Origin of the sequence: Micromonospora sp. DT15 (assembly GCF_049841475.1) — a bacterium.
In the GTDB taxonomy this organism is placed as follows: domain Bacteria; phylum Actinomycetota; class Actinomycetes; order Mycobacteriales; family Micromonosporaceae; genus Micromonospora.
The window spans coordinates 110,943-130,557 of sequence record NZ_JBNCKJ010000013.1; the positions used below are offsets into that span (position 1 = coordinate 110,943).

Sequence of the window (19,615 nt, forward strand, 5' to 3'; positions counted from 1 at the left end):
GTAGGCGTTAACGCGGTGGAAATGTCAAAAACATGTGTGGGATCGGACACGGTCGCATAACGCGGGAGGCACTGACGTGAGGCGCCGTTCTAGGCTCCGTGCAGGACCTGGACGGGTAGGACGACCTTGGTACGGGGGTGGCCACGCCATGCCGACGGATGTCGGTAGACGGGCGGACCGCCTCGCCCCAATCCAACGTGTGACACGCGGGATCGATCGCGTGGCTCGCGGGATCGATCGCAGGAACGTCGTACGGGGGGCCATCGTGGCCGCCGTCGCCTATGCCGCATGGCTTGCCATCGGTGCCTTCGGGCGGCCGTACAACTTCTTCGACATGAAGATCTACCACGGTGCCGTGGTGTGGTGGGCGAGCGGTCACGAGCTCTATGAGTTCATCGCGCCCGAAACCACACTCGGGTTCACCTACCCGCCCTTCGCCGGGCTGGTCATGCTGCCGATGGCGCAGCTGCCGATCGGCGCGGCCGGCCTGGTCAACGCCGCCGCCAGCATCGCCGCCCTGGCGCTGGTGCTGGCCGGGCTACTCCGACCCATCGTGGACCGACTGGGATGGCCACTGTGGTTCACGGTGGCTCTGGCGGTGCCGCTCGCGGTCGCCATCGAGCCGGGTCGGGAGACGCTCGGGTACGGCCAGGTCAACATCCTGCTGTTCGCCTTGATCATGGCTGACCTGATCGGCCTTCGCTGGCGGTCCCGCCGGGGCACCCACTACGCCGCCACCGACGGGCCGCTGCTGCGCTTCATCTACGGCGGGGCCTGGGCAGGGGCCGGTATCGGCCTCGCCACGGCGGTCAAGCTCACCCCGGCGCTGTTCATCGCCTACCTGCTGATCACCCGTCAGTGGCGGGTGGCGGCCACCGCCATCGGCACGACGATCGGCGTGACGTTGGGGACCTTCGCGATCGTCGGGGACGAGTCGCGGACCTACTTCGGCAGCGTGCTGTGGCAGACCGAACGCGTCGGCGCGGCGGACATGACACCCAACCAGTCCCTCGCCGGCCTGCTTGCCCGGCTGTACGACTCGATCGAGACCCCGGGGCTGCTGTGGCTCGCCTTCTCGGTGCTGGTCCTGGCGCTGGGCCTGTCCCGGGCGGCCAGTTCCCGCGCCGACGGTGACGAGTTGACCGCCTTCACGTTGGTGGGTCTCACCGCGAACGTGATCAGCCCGATCTCCTGGACGCACCACCTGGTCTGGGTGATCCCGGCGATCATCGTGCTGGCCGACGCCGCAGTGCGTCGCCGTGAGGCGAGCCGGGGGATGCCGCAGCGCACCGGCCAGGGGCCGGTGTTCGGCGGTCTACCCGGTGTCAACGGGCTCCGCCCGCCGATCTGGTACCCGACGCTGACCGGGCTCCGCCACGGCTTCGCCGCGATCGGGCTCTACCTACTCTTCCTGATCTCCCCGATCTGGCCGTACGAACACCAACTGCCGGAGATGTCGCACTACCAGGACGGTCTGTTCGGGGCGCTGATGGAGAACTCGCTCGCGCTCGCGCTGATCGTCCTGATCGCCGCGCTGCCCTGGCGCCCCGGCGCGGAGCCGGCGTTCTACGGCGACCGGCTCGCCCGGGCCGTGGTGGTCAACGGCCGCCGCTGAGCGTCAGGGGCAGTTGACCCATTCCTCGGTGCCGTCGGTGAAGACCTGCCGCTTCCAGATCGGCAGTCGCGCCTTGACCTCGTCGACCAGCCGGGCGCAGGCCGCGAAGGCCGCCGCCCGGTGCGCGGTGCTCACCGCGGCGACGAGCGCGACGTCACCGATCGCCAGGGGGCCGACCCGGTGCGAGACCGCCACCGCGTAGACGTCGGGCTCTGCGGCGATTTCGGCGGCCACCTCGCGCAGCACCTGTGCGGCGCTCGGGTGGCCCTCGTACTCCAGGCTGGTGACCTGGCGTCCGTGGTCGTGGTCGCGGACCACGCCCTGGAACGAGACCACGGCGCCGGCCCGGCGGTCGGCGACCGCCGCCTCGTGCGTGGCGAGATCGAGCGGCTGGTCGGTGACCTCGCCGAAGGTGATCGCTGGTGCGGTCACGACGCACGCTCCCCGGGAAACAACGGCAGTGGCACGATCGGCACCCGGTCGCCCGGCTCACCGCGGGTGCCGGGTCGGATGACCGCGAACCCGTCCGCGCCGGCCAGGCCCCGCAGCATCGCCGAGCCGACGTGACGGACCGGGAACGCGACGCCGGCGGAGCGGTCCAGTCGGACCAACGCCAGGTGGGTGTGGTCACCGCGACCGGGCACCGCCTCGGCCAACGTGACCTGCGGCAGCACCGGCATCGATCGGCCCTGGAGGCCGGCGAGCAGCGGGGCGACCAACGACACCAGCGCGACGATGGCGGACTGCGGGTTGCCGGGCAGCCCGGCCACGAACCGGGCTCGCCCGTCGGGGCCGGTCAGCCGGGCCAGCAGCATCGGGAAGCCCGGGCGAACCGCCACCGTGTTGACGACGTAGTCGGCGCCGAGCGCCTCCAGGGTCGGGTGCAGGTGGTCGACCGGACCGTTCATCGTGCCGCCGGTGGTGCAGACCAGATCGGCGTGGCCAAGCGCCGAGCGTAGGGCCGCCACGTGCGCGGGCAGCGTGTCGGCCACCGGGCCGACCACGTCGGACGGGCGGACCTGGCAGCCGTAGCGCCGCAGCCAGGCCGGCACTGCGGGGCCCAGCGCGTCGCGGATGCGACCGGCCGCGGGCGGACCCGCCGTCAGCAGCTCGTCGCCGAAGACCAGCAGCGCGGCGCGCGGCACCCGCCGGACCCGCAGCGTGTCGTGCCCGCAGGCGGCGGCCAGGCCGATCACCGCCGGGTCGACCGGCGTGCCGACCGGCAACAACTCCTCATCGGCGTACGCCTCCTCGCCGGGCTTCCGCCATTCGGGCGTCTCCCGGGGAACGCCGCTGATCAGGCCGGTGGTGGATGCGGCGGACTCCTCGACGCGGAGCACGGCGGTGGCGCCCTCGGGCACCATCGCGCCGGTCGCGATCTCGACAGTGGTGTCGTCCTCGATGAGCGGCGCGGGGGTGTTGCCGGCCAGGACCCGGCCGACCACGCGCCACGGCCCACTGCCGCGCACCGCCCAGCCGTCCACGCTGGAGGTCGGGAACGCCGGCAGGTCGGTGCGGGTGGTCAACGGCTCGGCCAGTGTCGACCCGTCGGTGTCGGCAAGTGGTCGGGCGGCGGCGGGCAGCGCGGCGGCCAGACCGACCGCGTAGACCCGCGAACGGGCTTCTTCCCACCCGGCTGGCGGGGGTGCGGTGACCCGATCCGCGGTGGGTGCGGTTTCCGTGCTCACCGACCGAGCCTATCGGCCCGGACCGACACCCGCCCGGGCCTGGCGCGCACCGGTCAGTGCTCGCCGCGGAGCGGTCAGTGGTCCCGTCGTGCGGAGCGGTCAGTGGTCTCCGCCGCGGAGCTGGTCGACGGTGTGGCCGAGGATCGGCCCGAGAACGGCCAGGCCATCCCGGGCACCGCCGGTCGAGCCGGGCAGATTGACCACCAGCATCCGACCGATGACCCCGGCCAGGCCCCGGGACAGCACCGACGTCGGCACGCGGTCACGACTGTGCGCCCGGATCGCCTCGGCGACGCCAGGGATCTCGTAATCCAGGAGGCCCCGCGTCACGTCCGGGGTCCGATCCGTCGGGGTCACTCCGGTGCCGCCGCTGGTCAGCACCACGTCGACACCGTCGGCGCGGGCGGCCCGCAGAGCGTCGCCGACCGGCTCGCCGTCGGGCACCACCACCGGGTCGTCGACCTGGCAGCCCAGCTCACGCAACCCGGCGACGAGCAGCGGCCCGCTGGTGTCGGCGTAGACACCGGCCGCAGCCCGGTTGGAAGCGACGATCACCCGAGCCCGGATCACGGCCGGTCCTCCGGCCGAACCCACTCGCCGGTCTTGCCGCCCTCCTTGCGCAGCACCCGGACCGCCTCCACCGAGGCCGCCGGGTCGACCGCCTTGACCATGTCGACCAGGGCGAGACCGGCGACAGCAACCGCCGTCAGTGCCTCCATCTCCACCCCCGTCCGGTCCGCCGTGCGGGCGGTGGCCGTGATCTCCACGGTGTCGGCGGTCAGCCGCAGGTCGACGGTGACACCGTGCAGCGCGATCGGGTGGCAGAGCGGAATCAGGTCAGGGGTGCGCTTCGCTCCCATGATCCCGGCCAGCCGCCCGACGGCCAACGCGTCACCCTTGGGCAGCCCGTCGCGATGCAACAGGTCGATGACCTCGGGCGTGGTCCGCAGACGGCCGGCCGCGACGGCCAACCGACCCGTCACCGCCTTGGCGGAGACGTCGACCATGCGGGCCGCGCCGGCGCGATCGACGTGGCTGAGCTGCGCGGGTTCGGTCACGGTCGTGAGCCTATCGGTCTGGTCCGACGGCGGTCGGAAGGAGCGGCGTCACGCTGGCGACCGCACCGGGTGCTGACGGCGCAACGGCCCCGACGCCACTCCTCCCTCACCAGCCCGCCGCCGAGGTCGCTGGGGGGACCCGGCAGCGGGCGTGTGCCGACGACCCGGTTCTGCCCAGGGGCAGAACCTCCCCCGTTCGTCGATACGGCCGGTAAGTTACCGGGCCTGCCGATAAGAAATCGATAAGCGCCGCTCAGGCTGGTCAGCGCTCCGCGACCACTGCCGCCCCGGTCAACTCGGCGAGGCGACGTTCGGCTTCGAAGCGCTCCGGCACTTCCATCCGCCGGAAGATGGCCAACGCCCGCTCCCAGTGCCGCCGCGCCTCGGCCGGGTCGGTGCGGGCGAAGTGTTCGGCGAGCCCGGCCAACGCTCGACCCTGCTCGTGCGGATGCGCGATCCGAGTGGCCAGCCGCAACGCCTCCTGGTGCACCTCGAACGCCTCGCCGCGCCGCCCCTGCGCCAGCAGGGTGCGGCCGAGTTCGTTGAGCGCAGCCGCCTCGACGTGTCGCTCCCCCGAACTGATCGACAGCTTCCGAGCCAACTCGTGCTCCTGCTGGGCCTCCACCAGTCGACCCAGACCCCGATAGGCGATCCCGAGGTCGTTGCGCACCTCAGCCTCGGCGTATCGGTGGCCGGTGCGATCACGGAGGGCCAACGAGGCCAGGAGTATTCGGATCGCCTGCGGCAGATCGCCCATCCGGACCCGCACGGCGCCGATATGGCTGAGGGCGTTGAGTGTGTGGAAGACGTCGGAGTTCGTCCGGGCCCACGCCAGGTGCAGGCGATGCAGGCGCAACGCCTCCTCGTAGCGCCCCAGTGAGGTGAGTGCCATGCCGAGGTTCGGCAGCGCCATCGGCACCTTGGCTTTGCCGTATCCCTTGTAGTCACGCAGGTGCTCAAGACCGACCGTAACCGCTCCGGTCAGGTTGCCGCTCCAGTAGTAGACAGCAGCGAGATTGGCGCGGTACCGCGCGGTTCTGAGCACGTCCCGCGAGTCTTCGGAGAGGGCGACAGCGCGGGTCAGATGGTGCAGTGCTTCCCGGTTGTCGCCAGTCCGGATATATCCGGAAGCGAGGTAGTTGTTCATCAATGCCGTTGCACCGACGTCCCCGGATGCTTCCGCTGCGGTCAGCGCGTGCCGGTGGGTCGTGATGATGTCCTCGAAGTATCCGCGGATGTAACAGAATCGCCAGAGGGCACGGGCCAGCCGCCACGAGTGCTCGTGGAAGCCCTCATCGAGCGCTGCCCCCACCATCGTCACCAGGTCGGTCCGCTCCGCTTCCAACCAGTCAGTTGTGGGCTCCCCGATAGCGTCGACCAACTCAGGTCGCCCGAACGGGACATGTGTGACGCGAGATTCCAGGTCGTTGAGCTCCAGCGTCTTGGCGACCCTCAGCGCAACCGCCAGAGTGAAGTCGAACAGGTGAGCCAGCCCGGCCTTTCGGTCGCTCACAGAGTCGGTACGCGAACACAGCTCGATGGAGTAATGCCGCATGAGGTCGTGCAGTCGATATCGCGTCGAGTCCACGTCCTCCACCAGGTTCCTGTCGACGAGGTCGTCGAGCGCCGCGCGAGCATCCGCGATCGTCAGCCCGGTCAGCGCGGCGACTGCCGGCGTACTGAAGCGACTACCGGGATACAGGCCCAGGAATCGGAAGACACGCTTGGTCGAACTCGCAAGCGGCTCATAGGAAGCGGCGAAGGCCCCGGTGACAGTGTTCTCCTCCTGAGCCAGGTAGTGCAGCGCCGGAGCATCGCCAGCCATCTGCTCGGCAAGGTCCGCCAACCGCCAGCCGCGCCGGTGCGCCAGCCGCGCACCCGCCAGCCGGATCGCCAGTGGGAGATACCCGCACCGACGCACCACCTCGGCGGCCGCCTCCGACTCGGCCTCAACCCTGTCCCGACCGATGCTCAGGCTGAGGAGATCCACGCTCTCCCGTGGGTTCAGGAGCGGCAGCGTCTGCGAGGGCCCGACATCCAGGTGAGACAGACGACGCCGCGAGGTAACCAGCACGACGGTGGTCGGCTCGGCCGGAAGCAGGGGCATGATCTGCTCGCTGCTCGCCGCGTTGTCGAGCACCACCACTGACCGCCGGAGGGCCAGTTCCTGTCGCCACAACTCCACCCTGTCGTCGAACTCCACTGGTACACGACCAGCCGGAACGCCCAACTGTCGAAGCAGGGTGACCAGGGCACTCGCCGGCTCAACCCGGTTTTTCTCACCGTGCCCGCACAGGTCGATGAAGAGCGCGGCGTCCGGGTAGCGATCGGACAGCCGACGGGCGAGGTGCACGGCAAGAGTCGTCTTCCCGCTGCCCGCCATGCCGTCGATGATGTGCACGGCCGGCACCCGCGCCTCGACCCGCAAGGTCTCCGCCAGAAGCCGCGACACCACGTCCTCCCGGCCGACGAAGTCGGTGACAGCTCGGGGGAGGTGATCCACCAGGTCGGGCCGAGGCGCTGTCTCAGCGATCAGGGCACCGACTGTGGGAGTCGGGTTCGGGAAACGGCGGGCGCTCTGGCCGGCCGGACGGGACGCGGCGCGGCCTGGCGGTCGCGGGGGTGGCGCCGCCGAAACGATCGTGCGATGAAGAGCCTGAAGGTCGGAACCCGGGAGGACGCCGAGCTCGGCCATCAGCTTCGCCCGAACCTCGTCGTACGTGAGGAGCGCGCCCGCGTGGTCGCCACGCTCGTGCAGCGCCCGTCCGAGGAGGACGTACGCCGGTTCCCGGAGGGGATGACGGGCGATGGCGTCCCGTAACAGGGGGATCGCCAGGTCGCCGCGCCCCGCTCTGAGCTGCGCGTCGGCAAGGAGTTCCACGGCCAGCAGACGCTCCTCCTCGGCGGCCACCACGCGTGCGCCGAGCACCGGCCCGAGCGATATGCCGGCGAGCATCGCACCCCGCCAACGCGCCACGGCGGACCCCAACCGTTCCAGGGCGCTGTCGACGTGACCGGCTATCAGGGCTTCGCGGCCCGCGGCGCACTCCTTCTCGAAGCGGAACACGTCGATGGCTTCCGGCCCAACGGTGAGGCGGTAGCCGCTCTGCTGCCTGACGATGACACCCCGACCAGACTCGTGAGCCTCGAAGGTACGGCGCAGATTGGCGGCGTAGGTCCGGACGTTCGCCACGGCAGAGCGCGGCGGGCCGTCTGGCCACAACTCGTCGACCAGGTCGTCGAGGGTCACCAGTTGCCCCGGTTGGACCGCGAGCATCGCGAAGACAGCCTGCTGTTTAGGCGTACCCAGGTGCAGCTTGCGAGCCAGCAGTTGCACCGAGAGGCCACCCAGAAGTTGAATCTCCACCCGTCCCCCTGCTTCAGCGGGGTATTCAGCCGATCACGCAACGAAGCTTACGGGCACCCGGATGTAGACCTGACGCCAATCAAGCCGCCGATGCATACGCTCCTGCGGCCGCCCACTGCGACGCTGCCGATGAGTGCAATGCGAACATTGCAAGAACCATCTGCGCCCTCGGCGTTCTCGACCGCTGCCGCAACAGGGAAAGAAGGAGCGAAAGCCCTCAACTACTTGTTCGGCACGAGCCGTCGGCTCCAGAGACTGGAACTGACCAGGGCGGTGCCACCATCATCAATGTTCCACAGCGAAGGGGAGCCAGGCTGAAGCTGGCGAGCGGTTGACCGAATCGGCGGATGAGTTGCGGCATCCCGACGGCCACACTGAGGGCGCGGTCTAATCAGTCGCCGCGGCTCGCGACATTCCGCAACGGACCGGATGCAACAGGCAAGCATCCCAGCGCTCTCCGCACCGGAACGCAAACAGAATGTCACTTATCCGTACAGGATTAACTAATGTTGAGGATAACGACATTTATCGTCCCTAACTAGGGCTAACCCCATTTAAGCTCCATTCGTAGAGGGTCGGCGCCAACAGAGCCCGACACCGTACGAAGGAGAGGGTGGGTGAAATGCGCGGAAACGAGTGGGGCTGACATCGATGCGGGACTTCCGCAACGCCCGGCGATATGGTTACGAGTACGACAGGCGAGGTAATCCAGGAGTTGCGTGGCCTCTTCACAACGACGCGATGACGGGACCGATCGACGGCTACGGCTGATCGTCGGTCTCCTCGTCGTTGCGGCCACGATCGTTGCTCTCGCCTCCCTGAGAATGACCTTCCCCGCGGCTGAGGCTCCGACACCCGACGTAGCGACCCTGGTCACGCTGACCGCCATGATCGCCTTGGGTGCGTTCGTCAAGACCCGCGTACGTGTGCGGTCCACGGTGCACCTGATCAGTTGGAGCGAGGCGGCGATCGTCATCGCGGCTGCCATTGCCCCCGTTCCGTGGGTGGTCCTCTGCACCTGCATCGGCATCACCATCGCCTCGGCCCGTCTTCCACCCATCAAGCTGGCCTTCGGCGTCGGCAAGAACATCCTCGTCGCGGCCGGGGCCGGCACCGCCTTCGCGCTGCTCGGTTGGACCTGGCCCGCCATGCAGGCCCCACAGCTGGTCGGGATCCTGGCGGTCGCCTACCTTGTCGCTGCCCTCCTCGACGAACTGCTGGCGATCCCCGTGATCGCGCTCGCCTCCGGCACCAGAATTCCGACCCAGTTCCGCAGCAACCTGGATCTTCGCCTGGCCGGCTACGCGGTCCGGTTCGTGGTGGCGGCCCTGACCCTGCTCACCCTCCAGATGGACCCTCGGCTCCTGCTCGCCGTGCCACCCCTGGTCCTGAGCCTGCACCTGGCCTACTCCGCGCGCATCCGAGGCCGCACCGAGCAGCAGGCGTGGCAGCGGCTTGCCCGCACCACCGACGCGCTCAACGTGGTCGACCTCGACGACGTCCTCACCACCGCCGTCACCCAGGCCGCCGAGCTGTTCTCCGCCGACGAGGTCGAGATCGAGCTGAGCGACGGCAGCCGCACCGTACGCGGCGGCACCGGCGGCATCACCTTCGACGGCCCTCCCGGCACGCCCACCGACGTGGACGGCACGGTCGTCCCGGCACCGCTGGAGGGCCATGACCGGACAGTCGACGTCGGCATGCTTCGACTGCGTTTCCGCGGCCCGGTGCAGCTCTCCGAACGGGAGCAGTACACCCTGCGCACCTTCGCCTCCGCTCTCTGCACCGCCGTCCGCAACGCCCAGGCGTACGCCGAACTGGCCCGGGTAGCCGACGAGCACGCGTACGCGGCCTCGCACGACGCGCTGACCGGCCTGGCCAACCGCCGGCACCTCCTCGACGAGGGCACCGAACAGTTGAGCACCCGCCATGCCGAAGGGGTGACCGCGCTGGTGCTGATCGACCTCAACCATTTCAAGGAGGTCAACGACACGCTCGGGCACGCCGCCGGCGATCAGGTGCTGGTGCAGGTGGCCGACCGGCTACAAGGTGCGGCCCAGTCGAGCGACCTGGTGGCCCGCCTCGGCGGCGACGAGTTCGCCGTACTCATGCGTGGTCTGCCGGCCCCGGCGGTCGCCGCGCACCGGGCCGAGACGCTGCTCGCCGCCCTGCACGAGCCGTTCGAGTTGGACGGCATGCGCATCAGCGTCGAAGCCAGCGGCGGCATCTCCGCCGCCCCGTCCAATGGCGGCATGGCCGAGTTGCTGCGCCGCGCCGACGTGGCCATGTACCAGGCGAAGCGAGCCGGGCAGCGGATCTCCACGTACGCCCCGACCCGCGACACCGCCGACCTCGGGCGCCTCACCCTCGGCGGTGACCTGCCGCGCGCGGTCGCCGACCACGAATTCGTCGTCAACTTCCAACCGATCGTCGACCTGGGCACCGGTGAGGTGACCAGCGCCGAGGCCCTGGCCCGCTGGCACCACCCCACCCACGGCCTGATCGACCCACTGCGGTTCCTGGAGGCGGTGGAACGGTCCGGCCTGCTACCTGCCTTCGCCGAAGCGATCCTCGACCAGGCGCTGATCGCGGCGGTGAGTTGGCACGACGCCGGCTTCGACGTACCGGTCGCGGTCAACGTGTCCCCGCGCAGCCTTCTCGACGCGCGGTTCCCCGGCTCGGTGCTGGCTCGCCTCCGCGCCCACGACCTACCACCGGACCGGCTGGTCCTGGAGTTGACCGAGACGCTGACCCTCAGCCAACTCGACGTGGTCGACCGGGTGCTCAGCCGACTACGCGACGAGGGCGTCCGGTTGGCGTTGGACGACTTCGGCACCGGCTACTCCTCACTCTCGCTGCTCTCCCGAATCCCGGTTCACGAGCTGAAGATCGACCGGAGTTTCGTGACGACGATGGAGAGTTCGGCGGAGGCCGCGGCCGTCATCCGCTCCACCCTCGACCTGGGTCGCAGCCTCGACCTGGACGTGGTGGCCGAGGGGGTGGAGAGCGAGCCGCAGCGTCGGGCTCTCTGGGAGTTGGGCTGCGTCGCCGGCCAGGGGCATCTGTTCGCCCGGCCGATGCCGTCCGGCACCCTGCTCGCGGCGATGCAGCGCGGCTCGGGCGGCCGACCGGGCACCCTCGCCGCGCCGCTGCACGACACCGGGGCGGTGATCCGGTTGAGCCAGAACCGCCGCCAGGCCGGCCGCTCCAGGCCCGACCGCCTGCCACACCTGCCCGCCTGAGCAGGCATCGGCCCGCTGCGTGGGCAGCCCGGTCTGCCAGACTGTCGCGCGTGATCGTCGACGACCCGACCGCCCACCGCAGTCGCTGGCACTGGCGCACCCTCGACAACGCCGCCGGCGGGCTCGCCCTCGACCTGGGCCTCTACGCCGTGTCCGCCACCTTCGCGGCGATCACCGCTGTCACGTCCACCCTGCTGCCGCACCGCGCCTGGGGCGCGGTCGCCGCCGTCGGCTACCTGCTCGCGACGCTGACGGTGATCGCCCAACTTCTGCTGCGTCGACGCTCTCCAACCTCCCGGCTGACCGGTCTGCCGGCCCGCTGGGCGGTCACCGGTCTCGCCTGGGCCGCCACCACACTGCTGCCCCTGGCCTGGCAGAGCATCGACCGGGCCGGTGGGCGCACCGACCGGGCCCAGGAGGAGGTGCTGGTCGTGGAGCAGGCCGGCAGCCGCCTCCTGGAACACGGCACGCCGTACCTCGGACCGGACGCCATCGCCGCCCTGCCACCGGGCGAGCAACTGATGGGCTACACCCCGTACCAGCCCGGCATGGCGATGTTCGGCCTGCCCAGGGCGCTGCTCGACACCTGGTGGACCGACTCCCGGGTCTGGTTCGCGGTGGGCACCGCGCTGGCGCTCGCCCTGGCCGTGGCCGCCCTGCGCCGAACACCGGCCACCACGGGCGAGGCCACCCCCGGCCAGGCCACCACCAGCGAGGCCACCAACGCCGCGACCCGCCGACGGGACGCCGCCCTGCTGCGCGGTGTGCAGGCCGCCACCGTACTGCCGATCTGTGCCCTCACCCTCGCCACCGGCGGTGACGACCTACCCGTACTCGCGCTCTGCCTGCTGGCCCTCGCGTTCGCCGCCGCCGACCGGCCCGGCCGGGCCGGCGTCGCGGTCGGACTCGCCGGCGCGCTGAAGTTGTTCGCCTGGCCGGTCGCCCTGGTCCTGATCGTCTGGGGTCTGACCCGACGCGCCGGCACCCGGGTCGCCGTCGGCGCGATCGGGCTGCCCGTCGCCGCACTACTGCCGGCGCTGCTGGTGGACCGCGACGCCCTCACCGAGAACGTGCTGCGCTTCCCCCTCGGCCACGGGCTGGTCACCAGCCCCGCGCAGTCCCCGTTCCCCGGCTACCTGATCGCCAACGCGCTACCCGCGGGCCGGCTGATCGCCGCCGGGCTGCTGGTCGCCGCCGGACTGGCCATCGCCGTCCGGCTCGCCCGCCGCCCGCCCCGCACCGCCGTCGCCACCGCGCTGATCTGCGGGTACGGGCTGCTCGCCGCCATCGCCCTGATGCCGACCACCCGCTTCGGCTACCTGCTGTACCCGTTGGCCCTGCTGGCCTGGGCCCCCGCCCTGCACCGCCCGGTCGACACACCGACCGCCACAGTTGCCGACGAACCCTCCGGTCGGAGCACTTCGGCCTAACTTCCGGGCGGAACGGCGCGTCAGGGCGTAGACCTGAAGGCATGACCACGTACCGCGACCGGGCCGACGCCGGCCGGGTGCTCTCCGAACGGCTCACCGCGCTCATCGGCGAACCGGACGTCGTCGTCCTCGGCCTCGTCCGAGGCGGCCTGCCGGTCGCCCGGGTCGTCGCCGAACGGCTCGGCGCACCACTCGACGTGCTTGTCGTCCGCAAGCTCGGCGTGCCGTGGGCCCGGGAGGTCGCCTTCGGCGCACTCGGGCCGGGCGGTGTCCAGGTGCTCAACGACCCGGTGGCCAGCCGACTCAGCAACGACGACATCGCCGAGGTCCGTCACCGGGAGCAGGCCGAACTGGAGCGCCGGGAACGGCTCTACCGGGGCGACCGCCCACAGGTGGACCTCACCGGGCGGACCGCGGTGATCGTCGACGACGGCCTCGCCACCGGGGCGACCGCCCGCGTCGCCGTCGAGGTCGTCCGCCAACTCGGGGCACACCGCGTCGTGGTCGCGGTCCCGGTCGGCGCGCAGGAGGCGTACGAACTGCTCTCCGCCGAGGCCGACCAGGTCGTCTGCGCCCAACGCCCAGCAGACTTCGGGGCGGTCAGCGCCTACTACGACGACTTCCACGAGGTGACCGACGAAGAAGTCACCGAGGCGCTCACAGCAACTGCATAGGTACACCAGGTACCGTCGGGCGATGAATAGCCTTACCTGTCCCAAGTGTCGCGGAGAAATGCGCCAGTACGAACGCAGTAGCGTCGTCATCGACCAGTGCGGGGAGTGCCGAGGCATCTTCCTGGACCGCGGCGAGTTGGAGAAGCTGTTCGAGGCGGAGGCCAACTGGAGCCGCCAACAGACCGGAGGCGCGCCGGGGCAGCCCGCGCAACAGCCGGCCGGCTACCCACCCCCGCCGCCCCCGCCGCACCAGCCCGGTTACGGCGCCGTCCCGCCGCCCCCGCCGCCCGCCCACGGCTACCCGCCGCAGCCGGCCTACGGCCACCAGCAGCAGCACCACGGCTACCACGGCCACTACCGGCAGAAGAAGCGCAAGGGCTTCCTCGACGAGATGTTCGGCTGACCCCAGGCCGACCTTCCGCCCGGGTCGATCACGCGTCGACCCGGGCACACCGCCCGCGCCATTGATCGTTGGCGCGCGCCACGCTTCGTGCGAGGCTCAATCGCATGACCGCGATCCGAGCGGACGAGGCGCTGGCCCAGGCGTACGACGGCATCACAGCGGTGGTCGGTCGCCTCGACGACTCCGGCCTGCAACAGGCCACCCGCTGCCGGGGCTGGCTCATCGCCGACCTGCTTCTGCACGTGCTCGGCGACGCCCAGCGGGCACTCATCACCCTGGCCAGCCCCGTCGACGGCCCCGCGGATGTCGACGACGTGAGCTACTGGCGCGACTTTCCCGGCGGCAACGACGACGAGGCTGCCCGCCATGCCTGGTGGGTCCGCCGCTCGGCTGCCGCCTTCGACCGTCCGACCAGGATCGTCGAACTCTGGCGGGACACCGCCCCGGCCGCGGTCCGCGCCGCCGCGTCAGCCGACCCTGACGGGTACGTGACCACCCAGGGACACGTGCTGCGCGTACCGGACTTCCTCGCCACCCTGACCACCGAGGCCGCCGTCCACCACCTGGACCTGACGCTGGAACTGCCCGACGCTCCGCCGCCCGGCCCACTGGCCGTACAGGTCGCGGTAGCGACAATGGACGGCCTGCTCAGCGACGACACCGTTCGACCCGCCGCGTGGGACGACAACGACTTTCTGCTGAAGGCCACCGGGCGCGTACCGCTGACCGACCGGGACCGGCTGGAGCTGGGTGAGTCGGCGGGCTGGTTCCCACTGCTCGGCTGACCGACGACAGGCTGCCGCGTCGGTCAGCCGATGGCCATGTCGACGAAGCGGGACAGGTGCAGCTGAGCCGCGACGGTCACCGTATCGGTGGGACCATTTCGATGCTTGGCAACAATGAAATCCGCCTCCCCGGCCCGCGGCGACTCCTTGTCGTAGTAGTCGTCGCGGTGCAAGAGGATGACGACGTCAGCATCCTGCTCAATTGAGCCTGATTCACGCAGATCGGATAGCTGGGGTCGCTTGTCGGTGCGTTGCTCCGGGCCACGGTTCAGCTGACTGACCGCGATCACCGGGCACTCGACCTCCTTGGCCAACAGCTTCAGGCCACGGGACAGGTCGGCGACCTCCTGCTGGCGGCTCTCGGTGCGCTTCGGTGAGGTCATCAGCTGGAGGTAGTCGACCACGATCATCTTGAGGTCGTGCCGCTGCTTGAGCCGCCGAGCCTTGGCCCGGATCTCCATCAGGTTCATGCTCGGCGTGTCGTCGACGAAGAGTGGGGCCTCGCTGATCTCGCCCATGCATCGGGCCAGCTTGGTCCAGTCGTCGTCGGAGAGCTGGCCGCTGCGCAACACGTGCAGCGGCACCCGCGCCTCGGCGGAGAGCAGCCGCATGACGATCTCGACCTTGCTCATTTCCAGCGAGAAGATGGCCGCGGCCTGGTTGGCGCGAATAGCAGCATTTCGGGCAAAGTCCATGCTGGCCGTGCTGTTGTGGGTAGGGATCATCGCCCGGCTGGCCAGGTACAGATGTTCGTCGTTGTCGACGGTCACGCACCGCACCGGAACGCTGGGAACCGGCCGGACGTCGACGATGAACCGCGAGGCAGTTCGAACATCCGAGGCGGTGCGGCGGCGTTCGGCGTGTGCATCCTGCTTCCGCCTGAGCCGGAAGATGACATCCGGGGTGGAGAAGTTCAGCGTGTACGCGATCGACGACTCGGGGGTGCGACCGCGCACCGGCTTCGCGTTGACAGTGCAGCGGTAGCCGAGGCTGACGATGAGTTCGCGTACGTCATCAGCCAGCCGCTTCGAGGTCGACGTGTACTGGAGGTTGCCGGAGGGGGCAACGGTCCCGTCGGTGTCCATCAGCCCAGCGAGCAATGCCCTGCGCTGAGCCTCCGAGGCGCGCAGATAGACGCCCGGGATGTGCTTGTTCCCCGCTACCCCGACCTGACGCAACAGCCCCAGGAAGGAACCGTTCCGGTGACGGCAGTCGGCACACTTCCTCGTCGCCGGATTCTCACGCAACGCCCTGGTGGAAACGCCACAGTCCACGCAGACACCGTTCCCCGGAGCAGCGGACGTGGGCCGCAGCAGAATGGTGTAGACCATCGGCCCGCTGGGCCGCACGACGAAGCCGTCCGCCTCGACGTGCGTGACCATCTCCGGATCTGCCGTGGTGAAGCGGCTGGCGTCGCTGTGCCCGTCACCGAGCCACGTTCCCAAGGTGTAGGGCGGCACCAGCAGCTCACGGTCCGGGAGTTGGATGGGAGCGCAATTCCGTACGGCATGGTTGAGCCGCCGCTGGGCGGTCTCGGTACGCAGCGTGGCCGCGATCTCGGCAGTGGTGACGACGCCGTCGTGGTCAGCCCGGCTACCGGTATTGACCTCCCGCTCGGCTCGTTGAAGAAGCGTGCTCAGAAGCGGACCGGCTGGATAGCCCGGTGCAGTCCAGTTCCGTGGCTTGCCGCTGCGGACGATGGGACGGCTGACCCGACCGACCGACCCGACCTCACGGGCGACGGTGTGCAGGACATGCCGAAACTCCGGCCCAACCTGCTCAATCGTGTCGAAGAGCGTGATCGGCTGGTTTCCCAGGGGGCTCAGCCGCTCGTGTGCCGCACGCACATTGGCCAGCGACGATTCGGGCCAGTGCCGCCTCTGCCGCGCCGATTCCTGCCGCCGGATCGCCCGCGTGGTCGTCTTCCACAGGTGCTCCGCGTCCGCCACGATGACGGTGCCGTCGGAGAACTCGACCTCGTAGCAGGGACGGTCGTGCATCACGTCGAAGGCGTGCGTGACAGTGGTCGGTGAGCCGTCCGCAGCCAGTAGCTGATCGCCCGCCTTGACCTCGCCCATCGTGGTCCAGCCGTCCGGGGTCGGCAGCGGGGTGTCGAGCGCGAGCGCCTTGCCAAGACCCGGCCTGCCCGCAACGATGATCAACTGTCCGGCGTGCAGGCCGTTGAGCAGCCGGTCCAGGTCGCTGAAGCCGGTCGGCACGCCGGTCATCATGCCGCCGGTCGCGCCCACCGCCTCGATCTCGTCCAGCGTCGGCTGCAACATGTCGGCCAGGATCGCGAAGTCCTCGCTGACCCGCCGTTCGGTGACGTCGTACACGGCCTGCTGGGCGAGGTCGACGACGTCGTCCACGTCCCGGCTGCCGCCGCTGGCGGTGCCGTAGCCGAGCTGCACGATCTTCGTGCCGGCCTCGACCAGTCGGCGTAGCACCGCCCGCTCGCTGACGATGCGGGCGTAGTACGCGGCGTTGGCGGCGGTGGGCACGCTGGCGATGAGTGTGTGCAGGTACGGCGCGCCACCGATGCGTACCAGATCCCCGGAGTCGGCGAGCGCCGCCGCGACCGTGATCGAGTCGGCCGGCTCACCACGGCCGTAGATGTCGAGGATGATGTCGAAGATGGTGGCGTGCACCGGCCGGTAGAAGTCGTTGGTCTTGAGGATCTCGACGACGTCGGCGATGGCGTCCTTGGAGAGCAGCATGCCGCCGAGGACGCACTGCTCGGCCGCGACGTCCTGGGGCGGGGTCTTGTCGAACTGGCCATCCCGCTGTGCGGGTGGCTGGCCTCCGCCGGAGCGTGGCTCTGCCCGCATGTCGTCGGTGACCGACACGGGTCCCCCCTCCACTGCGCCGGATCCAACCCCAGCTCTACTGCTGGGGTGCGACACTTCTCCTCCGACCGGGCCGGTCGATCGGGGGCCATCGCCGGCGGTCGAGGGCCAACCATACGGACCCCGAGGTCAGAGACTCAACAACGCCGGTGGACGAGCCTCGGGACAACCTGTGGATCCCGGTGGACAGCATGTGCGCAGCGTGTGCACAGCCTGTGGATAACCATTGGGGAATTCTCGGCCATAAGTCGTTGACCTGCGAAGACATACTCCCCAGCCTGTGGAGGAGAATATTTCGGTCGGGCCTGTGACACGATCGTCCCGTACTATCTCCAGCGAACGGCTACACCTGGACAGCGGATTCCGCTTTCGGTTCAGAAGGGTCACACTCCGGCCGTGAATTACCGGGACTGGGGACGCGGCGATGGCAGCCCGCGCGAGCGCCAGCCAACCGCCTCGTGGAGTGAGCGCGCGGCGTCTGTTCCGGTTGATCCGTACGACGAGGACGGGCGCTACCGCACCTCCAGCCGTCGACGTGCGTTGGAACGCGGCCAGGACGAGCCTGTCGACGCCTACCTGCCCCGGTGGGCGCTGGAGTCAGGGGTCCGGCACGCGGACGGCGCTGGTCGGCACGCGGCACCGGACGACGACGAGGACGAGCCCGAGCGGCCGATCTCCGGGGCGGGCCGACGGTCCGCCGAGTCGTCGGGTGGTCGGCGGCGGGGCAGCGAGCCGCGTCGACGGGAGCAGACAGCGATCGGCCCGGCGCCAGACTCGGACCACACCCGGGAGTGGACGCTCGACCGTCCGCAGGACCAGGGTTATTCCGGCCGCCGACGGGCCGACGCCGGCGAGGACGAGCCAATCTCTGGTGCTGTCTCGGAACGGCGTCCCCGCCGCGCGCCGGTTGGCCGTCCGCAGGTGATCTGGTCGGGCGGGGAGCCGGAGTCCCCCCCGAGCGAGCAGGTCCCGGACCAGGAGCCGAGCCGTCCCACCCGGCGTAGCCGTCGTGCGGCGGAGGAGTCCTGGTCCCGTCCGGCGGCCGACCCGTGGGTCCGCAGTTCGGAGCAGGTGGCAGAGCCGGATCCGTCGTACCCGCCTGCTGTGGACCCGTGGGACGCCTCGGGCGTGCACGCGTGGCCGCCGGCGGCCGGCGCGGACAGCGGGGACCTGAGCGGGCAGTGGTCGGCGGTGGAAAGTGTCGGCGGCTGGGAGCGGTCGGACCGCACCGGCCAGTGGGAGCGGTCCGCGATCGAGGACGACCAGTGGGACCGTACGCTGGCGCCGCGCTCCGATCGCCCGGCAGCCGCCGAGGGGTGGCCGAGCCGGGAGGACGGCTTCTGGTCCGGCACCCGGTTGGCTGATGACGACCCGCGTTGGATGGAACCGACCACGTCGGCGCCCCGGTCGCCCGTGGTGGGATACACCGCCCCACGGCCGCGCAGCGCGCCTGCGCCTGCGCCGCGTCCGGGCGCGCCCCGACGTAGGGCGGACCGGCCGGCGGTGGGCACGGCGTCGGTACGTCGGCGGGTCGAGTCGGCGGCCACGGGTGCCTGGGCGCGGCGCTTGGAGGACGACCTGCTCGACCCGGATCCGGGTGGGTCCGTCCGGCCTCTGCTGTATACGGCGGCCTGTTACCTGGTGCCGGCGATGCTGATCTTCGTTTGGCTGTTGACGTTGGACAGCCAGGCGCCGGCTGGTTGTGTGACCGACATCAGCGGGGGCGGGTGTGAGTCCGCCCGGTCCCGCGCGCTGGAGTCACTCCTGGCCGGTTCGCCGCGCTTCGGTCTGGCCCTGGTGAGCAGCCTGGTGGTGGCGGCGCTGCTGCGGCGGGTGGGTACGACCTGGCGCTCGGCGACCATCGCGGTGGCCGCCGCGGTGGTGGGCGGCGGCCTCTCCACGGTGTTGATCAGCGCGGTGACGGGCCAGCCCATCGGGTGACCCGTCGGCGGGTCGGGGCACGCCCGGCCGTGGCCCGGGTTGCCGGGTTGGATGACGTACGCACGAGAGCCCGCACCGATCGCTCGGTGCGGGCTCTCGTGGTGGTGTTGCGGACGTCAGCCCTGAACGACGTTCAGGTTGAACGACGCGGTCACCTCGGGGTGCAGCTTGATCTTCACCGGGTAGGTGCCGGTCGACTTGATGTGACCGGGCACCTCCAGCCGACGCCGGTCGAGGACCGGGCCGCTGGCCGTCTTGACGGCGTCGACGATCTCGGCCGGGGTGACCGAGCCGAAGAGCCGTCCGCCGTCGCCGGCGCGGACCTTCAGGTTGACCTTGAGACCCTCGAGCTGAGCCTTGACCTCGTTGGCGTGGTCGAGGTCGCGGATCTCGCGAGCCCCACGGGCCCGCTTGATAACCGTGACCTGCTTTTCCGCGCCCTTGGTCCAGGCGATCGCGAAGCCCTGCGGCAGCAGGTAGTTACGGCCGTAGCCGTTCTTGACCTCGACGATGTCGCCCGGGGCACCGAGGCCGGACACTTCCTGAGTCAGGATGATCTTCATATC

14 protein-coding genes are annotated in these 19,615 nt (G+C 70.3%); 7 read left to right on the forward strand and 7 right to left on the reverse strand.

Features of this window, described 5'->3' with window-relative positions; genetic code table 11:
• Window positions 1-148: 148 nt before the first annotated feature.
• The gene (locus ACLQ3F_RS26255; protein WP_425852023.1) at window positions 149-1,615 is read left to right on the forward strand and encodes a glycosyltransferase 87 family protein; all 1,467 of its coding nucleotides are present in this window, start codon (window positions 149-151) and stop codon (window positions 1,613-1,615) included.
• A gap of 3 nt (window positions 1,616-1,618) precedes the next feature.
• On the opposite strand, the gene ACLQ3F_RS26260 is transcribed toward ACLQ3F_RS26255, so the two are convergent.
• From ACLQ3F_RS26260 to ACLQ3F_RS26280, 5 genes are all read right to left on the reverse strand, one after another.
• Window positions 1,619-2,047 carry a molybdenum cofactor biosynthesis protein MoaE gene (locus tag ACLQ3F_RS26260; RefSeq protein WP_130405760.1) on the reverse strand — a complete coding sequence of 143 codons (429 nt, stop codon included), beginning with the start codon at window positions 2,045-2,047 and terminating at the stop codon, window positions 1,619-1,621.
• A complete protein-coding gene (locus ACLQ3F_RS26265) occupies window positions 2,044-3,303 on the reverse strand; it encodes a molybdopterin molybdotransferase MoeA (RefSeq protein WP_425852024.1) in 1,260 nt (419 codons plus the stop codon). Before ACLQ3F_RS26265 ends, ACLQ3F_RS26260 begins: the two co-directional genes overlap by 4 nt.
• A 99-nt stretch (window positions 3,304-3,402) precedes the next feature.
• Window positions 3,403-3,873, reverse strand: a complete 471-nt coding sequence (locus tag ACLQ3F_RS26270; RefSeq protein WP_393218764.1) for a MogA/MoaB family molybdenum cofactor biosynthesis protein — start codon at window positions 3,871-3,873, stop codon at window positions 3,403-3,405.
• A complete protein-coding gene (gene moaC / locus ACLQ3F_RS26275) occupies window positions 3,870-4,361 on the reverse strand; it encodes a cyclic pyranopterin monophosphate synthase MoaC (RefSeq protein WP_088987073.1) in 492 nt (163 codons plus the stop codon). Before moaC ends, ACLQ3F_RS26270 begins: the two co-directional genes overlap by 4 nt.
• Before the next feature lie 262 nt (window positions 4,362-4,623).
• Window positions 4,624-7,728 carry an AfsR/SARP family transcriptional regulator gene (locus tag ACLQ3F_RS26280; RefSeq protein WP_425852026.1) on the reverse strand — a complete coding sequence of 1,035 codons (3,105 nt, stop codon included), beginning with the start codon at window positions 7,726-7,728 and terminating at the stop codon, window positions 4,624-4,626.
• 719 nt (window positions 7,729-8,447) lie between these two features.
• Between ACLQ3F_RS26280 and ACLQ3F_RS26285 the strand changes: the two genes are divergently transcribed.
• The 5 genes from ACLQ3F_RS26285 to ACLQ3F_RS26305 all read left to right on the forward strand — a co-directional run bounded on the left by ACLQ3F_RS26285 (window position 8,448) and on the right by ACLQ3F_RS26305 (window position 14,262).
• Complete coding sequence (locus tag ACLQ3F_RS26285) at window positions 8,448-10,970, forward strand: putative bifunctional diguanylate cyclase/phosphodiesterase (RefSeq protein WP_425852027.1); 2,523 nt, start codon at window positions 8,448-8,450, stop codon at window positions 10,968-10,970.
• Window positions 10,971-11,020: 50 nt separating this feature from the next.
• Window positions 11,021-12,400: a glycosyltransferase 87 family protein gene (locus ACLQ3F_RS26290; RefSeq protein ID WP_425852029.1), complete on the forward strand. Its 1,380-nt coding sequence runs from the start codon at window positions 11,021-11,023 to the stop codon at window positions 12,398-12,400.
• Window positions 12,401-12,441: 41 nt separating this feature from the next.
• Window positions 12,442-13,074, forward strand: coding sequence for a phosphoribosyltransferase (locus ACLQ3F_RS26295; RefSeq protein ID WP_357227162.1), 633 nt, complete (start codon window positions 12,442-12,444; stop codon window positions 13,072-13,074).
• Window positions 13,075-13,096: 22 nt separating this feature from the next.
• Window positions 13,097-13,477 (forward strand): zf-TFIIB domain-containing protein, encoded by a 381-nt coding sequence (locus ACLQ3F_RS26300; RefSeq protein ID WP_425852030.1) that lies wholly within the window; start codon window positions 13,097-13,099, stop codon window positions 13,475-13,477.
• Between the two features lie 104 nt (window positions 13,478-13,581).
• A complete protein-coding gene (locus ACLQ3F_RS26305; RefSeq protein ID WP_425852032.1) occupies window positions 13,582-14,262 on the forward strand; it encodes a maleylpyruvate isomerase N-terminal domain-containing protein in 681 nt (226 codons plus the stop codon).
• Between the two features lie 23 nt (window positions 14,263-14,285).
• On the opposite strand, the gene dnaB is transcribed toward ACLQ3F_RS26305, so the two are convergent.
• The gene (gene dnaB, locus ACLQ3F_RS26310; RefSeq protein ID WP_425852034.1) at window positions 14,286-17,108 is read right to left on the reverse strand and encodes a replicative DNA helicase; all 2,823 of its coding nucleotides are present in this window, start codon (window positions 17,106-17,108) and stop codon (window positions 14,286-14,288) included.
• Window positions 17,109-17,504: 396 nt separating this feature from the next.
• On the opposite strand from dnaB, the gene ACLQ3F_RS26315 reads away from it, so the two are divergent.
• Window positions 17,505-19,049 (forward strand): hypothetical protein, encoded by a 1,545-nt coding sequence (locus tag ACLQ3F_RS26315; protein WP_357201845.1) that lies wholly within the window; start codon window positions 17,505-17,507, stop codon window positions 19,047-19,049.
• Between the two features lie 116 nt (window positions 19,050-19,165).
• On the opposite strand, the gene rplI is transcribed toward ACLQ3F_RS26315, so the two are convergent.
• Complete coding sequence (rplI, locus tag ACLQ3F_RS26320; protein WP_145778354.1) at window positions 19,166-19,612, reverse strand: 50S ribosomal protein L9; 447 nt, start codon at window positions 19,610-19,612, stop codon at window positions 19,166-19,168.
• Between the last annotated feature and the right edge of the window lie 3 nt (window positions 19,613-19,615).

What these genes read in the sequence shown, in the direction of transcription:
- ACLQ3F_RS26255 (WP_425852023.1), top strand. Translation starts at nt 149, where the DNA reads ATGCCGACGGATGTCGGTAGACGGGCGGACCGCCTCGCCCCAATCCAA.
- ACLQ3F_RS26295 (WP_357227162.1), top strand. Translation starts at nt 12,442, where the DNA reads ATGACCACGTACCGCGACCGGGCCGACGCCGGCCGGGTGCTCTCCGAA.
- ACLQ3F_RS26305 (WP_425852032.1), top strand. Translation starts at nt 13,582, where the DNA reads ATGACCGCGATCCGAGCGGACGAGGCGCTGGCCCAGGCGTACGACGGC.
- ACLQ3F_RS26300 (WP_425852030.1), top strand. Translation starts at nt 13,097, where the DNA reads ATGAATAGCCTTACCTGTCCCAAGTGTCGCGGAGAAATGCGCCAGTAC.
- rplI (WP_145778354.1), bottom strand. Translation starts at nt 19,612, where the DNA reads ATGAAGATCATCCTGACTCAGGAAGTGTCCGGCCTCGGTGCCCCGGGC.